Below are 5,055 nucleotides of genomic sequence, written 5' to 3'. Positions count from 1 at the left end.
GAACGCGAATTCCTGGGTGCCGCCAGGGGTTTCAAGGGGGTACCGTTTCGTTACCCCCTTGCAGTGATCCTTGATGGCCTTGTTCGTGTTGGCGTATCCCAGCGCGGTGGCGGCATCCTTCGCGCAGATGTAGATGTTCTCGCCATCAACGATGGTGCGCAGGTTGCCGAAGTCCGGGTGGGTGTACGAGTTCAGATTGCTGCTCATGTCGAGCCGCCTTCCTGAGAGGCGTCCTCGGCGATGCACCTTGCAAAGCGCTCGTCCTCTCAGGCCCTAGGCGGTCAGAGACAGCAGTTGATAACCCCTCAGCATGAAATCCGGTGGCGCTCGTGGCGCATGTTCCATGCTGAGCAGCCCGGAGTGATGGCCTGGCGCTAGTGTTTGACCCTCATAGTGCCCCCGATCTCGTTACTGTCAGCAGACTCGGGAGTCCCTGTTTCGCTCACGCATGCGTCCTTGGGACAGGGAAGAACCAGTGCGGGGCCGATGAACTCTTCTCAGACTCCTGCCCGCCACGGGCAGTGCGCGCCAGCTCTCAGCGTCGGTGAGGCGGCTAGTGAAGGTCGCGGTCTTCCCAGTCACGCAGGGTGCCGCCCTTCCACCGCCAGGTACCAGGGCCGGAGGTGGAGTTACCCAGTGCGAGAGAGGAAGCGGTCGATGGTGCCATGGCAACATCCCGGGTTACGACGAGCGTGTCGCCTTCTTGGCGGAAGGTGCCATCCGTGATGAGCTTGTCGCGCCGGGCCTGCAGGCTCGCATAGGTGCGTTTCGTGGACTCACTTCGGCCTCGGCCACTCCATCCTGCGACGAGACGTGAGCCTTCCATCAAGAAGAACTCCCCATCCACTATCCGTGCGGACGCGTCTACACCTCGTGCTGGGATGCGGATCCAGAAGATCGGTGAGGTGGCGTCCTCGATCTCGGTGACAGTGCGCTCGTGGTTTGGGCGCGGTGAGCGCAAGATGTTGATGCCCAGCACCGGGAGGATGGATCGGATCTGCTCGAGGAAGGCCTCAGCATCAGACTGCTGGGCCTCGGACAGCTTACGCGGCTTGGGCGTCTGCTTGTTGTCATCCAGGGTGGCGCGCTGGGCGAGTGAGGCGATTTCCACCATCCGATACTCCAGGTAAGCCCAGTAGCCCTCGTTGAACGCCTCCTCGCGCGAGGAGATGAGCACGGCCCTGTCCCACCAGTCCTTCTTGGCGTCATGGTCACGCATGCGCTGTGCGAAGTTCTCAGTCCGGCCGATATAGCAACGCAGCGACTCCAGAGCAGAGTCGTCACTGCCGGTGAGCAGGTAGACGCCGTTGGTCTGAGCATCCGATCGCGTCAGCATCCGGCTGACTGCTGAGCGCGGCCCGGAGAGCACATGCCCGGTCCAGCCTGACACGTCCGCGGTCATCAAGCCGCCAGACTCGCCATCAACGAGGAACAGATCAATGTGCTTGCCACTCATGCACCAATCGTAACGACGCACACACTCGTGGCCGGTGTGCCGAGCCGAACCAGATCAGTCAATCCTTCATATAGAAGCCGCACTCGTACCCGTCTGCATCCAGCGGTAGGCCGTCAGCCCAGGTGGGCAGCCTCGTCATGAGCGTCACGATGTCTTCAACGCTCGCACCGTCTGTGGGTTCGTCGACGACGATCTCGTCGTGAATGTGCATGACGATCCGGTGGCCAGCCGCGTCGACGTGGTGCATGGCGTGGGTGAGGAGGTCTCGGGCGGTTGCTTGAACGAGGTTCTCGGTGAGCTTTCCGCCGTAGGTTTCGATCGGGCCCCATTTACGGGTGGTGCCATCCACCCCGTCGAAGAGAATGCTGGTCATGCCGAAGCGGTTCTCACCCAGGCGCGGCCGTGGGTAGCACAGCTCCCGTCTGGATGGCAGGGCGATAAACAGGCACCCAGAGCGGTAGGACAGGTGGATGCGCCCGACCTGCGTGGGCGTTCGGGTCTCAACTGTGGTGATGGCTGCTTGTTCGATGTCGTGCCAGAACTGCACGACCATAGGGTTGGCATCCCGCCACGCATCCACCAGCGGCTTCAACTCTGACTCGTCCAGCCCCATGCGCAAGGCTCCCATGGCTTTCAGAGCTCCGACCGAGCCGCCGTATCCGCAGGCCAGGACCGCGATCTTCCCTTTCTGGCGTAGCTCGCTGTTGGCTCCGTGTTTCTCGACTGGGACACCGAACATGCGGCTCGCGGTCTGGCAGTAGAGGTCTTTGCCCTCGCGGAACGCCTGTAGGGTTCCTTCTTCTCCGGCGAGCCACGCCAGTACCCTGGCTTCGATTGCGCTGAAGTCAGCGACGATAAACCGGTGGTCCTTGCTGGGGATGAAGGCGGTGCGGATGAGCTGGCTCAGGGTGTCTGGTAGCGGGCTGTAGAGCAGTTCGAGGGCGTCACTGTTGCCTGCGTTGAGGAGGCTGCGGGCAGAAGCGAGGTCGGGCATGTGGTTGCGCGGCAGGTTCTGTACTTGGATGAGCCGTCCGGCGAAGCGTCCGGTACGGCCAGCCCCCATGTACTGGATGAGGCCACGTGCCCGATCATCGCTGCCTGCGACGGTGAGCATGGCCTGGTACTTCTTCACAGACGACCGCGAGAGATCCTGGCGCAGCCGGAGCACCTCAGCGACATCGCCGGTTACCGTCTCGAGGGCGGCCTCCACCTCGGTCTTCGTCAAGGACTCCAGCTCGCAGCCATGGGCGGCTAACCAGTCTTTGAGCTGGATGGGGCTATTGGGGTTCTCCAATCCGGTGAGCTGCTGGGCGCGCGCCAGGCAAGTGTCGCGGTGGCGGCTGTCGACCTCGACCGCGTGGGCGGCAAGCTGGGTGTCGATGCGGACCCCGGTGTCATTGATGCGCTGATCCAACCAGTACGTCTCCCACTCCGCTTCCAGCATGGGGTTGCGGGCAAGCCGAGAGGCGAGTTGGACTTCGACGTCAACGTCGCGGCGGTTGTAGGAGATGTACTGCTGCCAACCCACCGGATCATCGCTGGGCAGCACCCGGATGCCATCCTTGCCGGGGATGGAGAAGCGGCGGATGAGCTTTTGCCCGGCAGGATCTTTCTCGATCGGGAGGCGTAGTGCTTTGGCTGCCCCGTCCAGGCTCATCGGCAAGCCCAGGGAAGCTGCCCACACCATGGTGCAACGCCACCCACGCGGACCCAGAAACCCCTCAGCGAGCAGGTCTGGGTGATGGCGGCGCAGATAGGCGCTCATGCAGACACGCTCGAAGGATGCGTTGAACGCCGACTTCGTAACAGTCGGGTCAGTGAGCGCTTGGAGAATCCCCGGTGGGATGGGCTCACCCCGAGCCAGGTCGATGACCTTAGCGGGTGCCCCGTCAATGCTGTAACCAAACAAGAGGATGCGGAACGCCTCGTCTTCGGCGTACCGGTACACACCCGCGGTGGCGAGGTTGGTGGGACTGAAGGTCTCAAGGTCCAGGGAGAGCGAGCGCATTGGGTGTCCTATCTATAGATGTGGTTGTGGCGGGACACCCACACCTGTCGGTATGAGCGCCCCGCCACTGTGCGATGAGCGGTTAGGCCAGGAAGTCATCCCCAGCGCTGAACGCTGCGAAATCATCAGCAGCCGACGTGCGGCCACCACCCAGCGGCTCGCCATCACGCAGCTTTTGCACGTTGCCGAGCCCGCAGGCGATGCCGCGATTGCCGTTGGTGTTGAAGGCGTAGAAGCTCAGCGAGACGCGGGCGTAGCAGCCGGAGTACACCTCCGCAGGTGAGAGCACCGGGTTGAGGTCCTGGTCGACGACCTCGGGCGGCAGGGTGGAGTTAGCGTTGACGAAGAAGCACCCGGCATAGGCTTCGTCGTCACGCTCGGTATCCCCGTCACGCAGCGGGAGCTTGAGGGCGGCCTTGTTCGGGCGCTTGCCACCGAACTTGGCAGTGCCTGCTTCGATGGCGGCGTCGATGGCCCGCTCGATCTTGCCGATCGTCTCCCGATCAGACTTCGGGATGATCAGGGAAACGGAGTACTTGGGTTTGGAGCGCTGGATGGACTGGGGCTCGAAAAGGTGTGCGTAGGACAGTCGGACTTCGCCGGTGACAACGCGAGTCGGATTGGTGTTCATGATTGGGTGACCTCCTTGGTCAGTTGTTGTTTGTGTTGGTGAAATCGGTGGCAGCACTCACGCGGTGCAGTGCTGGTCTCTTGTCGGATTCGGGAACGAGAGTGGGCTTGCCTTCGGGCTTGATGACCAGGTCTCCGAGCGTTTCGGTGAAGGCCCTCTTACCCATGAGGCGTTCCATGGCAGTGATGCCGATCAGGCGCTTGTCCCAGATGTCGCTGTAGCCGGCAGCCTTCGCGGCCTCAGCTACTGCGGCCTCGTCGGTGTATTTGCGGATGGAGCGGCCGGCGACCACCTTGAACCCGGGGATCTGGGTGCCGGCTCGGGCCTTCGCGAGTGCCCATGCTTCGACGTCGGATGCCCAGGCTTTGAGCTCAGGGATCTTCGCCAGCACATCCGCAACCTCAGCAATACTGAGCTCTGCGGGTGGTGCGAACTCGTGCTTGGCTAGCGCGAGATTCGACTCGGCCCTGGCCCGGCAGGTGGGTGCAATGCGGCAGAACTGGCACCATGGGCCGGCCTGGTAGTCGCCTCCGCCGTGGGCGGCGATCTCGGCAATCGGTTTGACCGTGTTCTCGCCCCAGGCGATGAGCTCATTGACGGGGATGGTCCAGGTTTCGACGTTGGCGCGGCGCGGCTGGAAGATCGACAGGCTCACCTCACGGATGTCATAGAGTGCGTCGAACGCTGCCAGGGCTCCCAGCCCATAGAGCATGAGCTGCGGATTCTCCACGGGGCTGACTTCGACACCCATGCCGTACTTCAGATCGATGACCTGGAGGGTGGGTTCGGCGACGATCACACAGTCCCCGGTACCGAAGCCGCCCGGGGCGAGGTGGGAGTAGTCCAGGCGCTGCTCGACATACACCTGTGGGTCAGAGCAGTGCTCCCGAGCAGACTGGAGGTGCTGGGCAACGAACTGCACGTAGTCGTCGGTGTGGACCTCCATCTCCTCATCAATCC

5 protein-coding genes are annotated in these 5,055 nt (G+C 62.8%); all 5 read right to left on the bottom strand.

Translation table 11 applies throughout. The features are described 5' to 3' along the window. A partial coding sequence (locus HMPREF0058_RS05075; protein ID WP_006548640.1) for a BRO-N domain-containing protein occupies nucleotides 1–207 on the bottom strand: 207 nt, incomplete at its 3' end. 346 nt (nucleotides 208–553) lie between these two features. Then, nucleotides 554–1,456, bottom strand: a complete 903-nt coding sequence (locus tag HMPREF0058_RS05070) for a GIY-YIG nuclease family protein (protein WP_006548639.1) — start codon at nucleotides 1,454–1,456, stop codon at nucleotides 554–556. Between the two features lie 58 nt (nucleotides 1,457–1,514). After that, a complete protein-coding gene (locus HMPREF0058_RS05065; protein ID WP_006548638.1) occupies nucleotides 1,515–3,464 on the bottom strand; it encodes a DNA polymerase in 1,950 nt (649 codons plus the stop codon). Between the two features lie 82 nt (nucleotides 3,465–3,546). Continuing rightward, on the bottom strand, nucleotides 3,547–4,095 hold the full coding sequence (locus tag HMPREF0058_RS05060) for a DUF2815 family protein (protein WP_006548637.1): 549 nt from the start codon (nucleotides 4,093–4,095) through the stop codon (nucleotides 3,547–3,549). 19 nt (nucleotides 4,096–4,114) lie between these two features. Continuing rightward, the coding region (locus HMPREF0058_RS05055) for a DUF2800 domain-containing protein (RefSeq protein WP_006548636.1) at nucleotides 4,115–5,055 on the bottom strand (941 nt) is incomplete at its 5' end.

It is taken from the genome of Actinomyces urogenitalis DSM 15434 (assembly GCF_000159035.1).
Classification (GTDB): Bacteria; Actinomycetota; Actinomycetes; order Actinomycetales; family Actinomycetaceae; genus Actinomyces; species Actinomyces urogenitalis.
The sequence above is the reverse complement of the archived record's forward strand: the minus strand, read 5'-3'. Positions and strand labels throughout refer to the sequence as shown.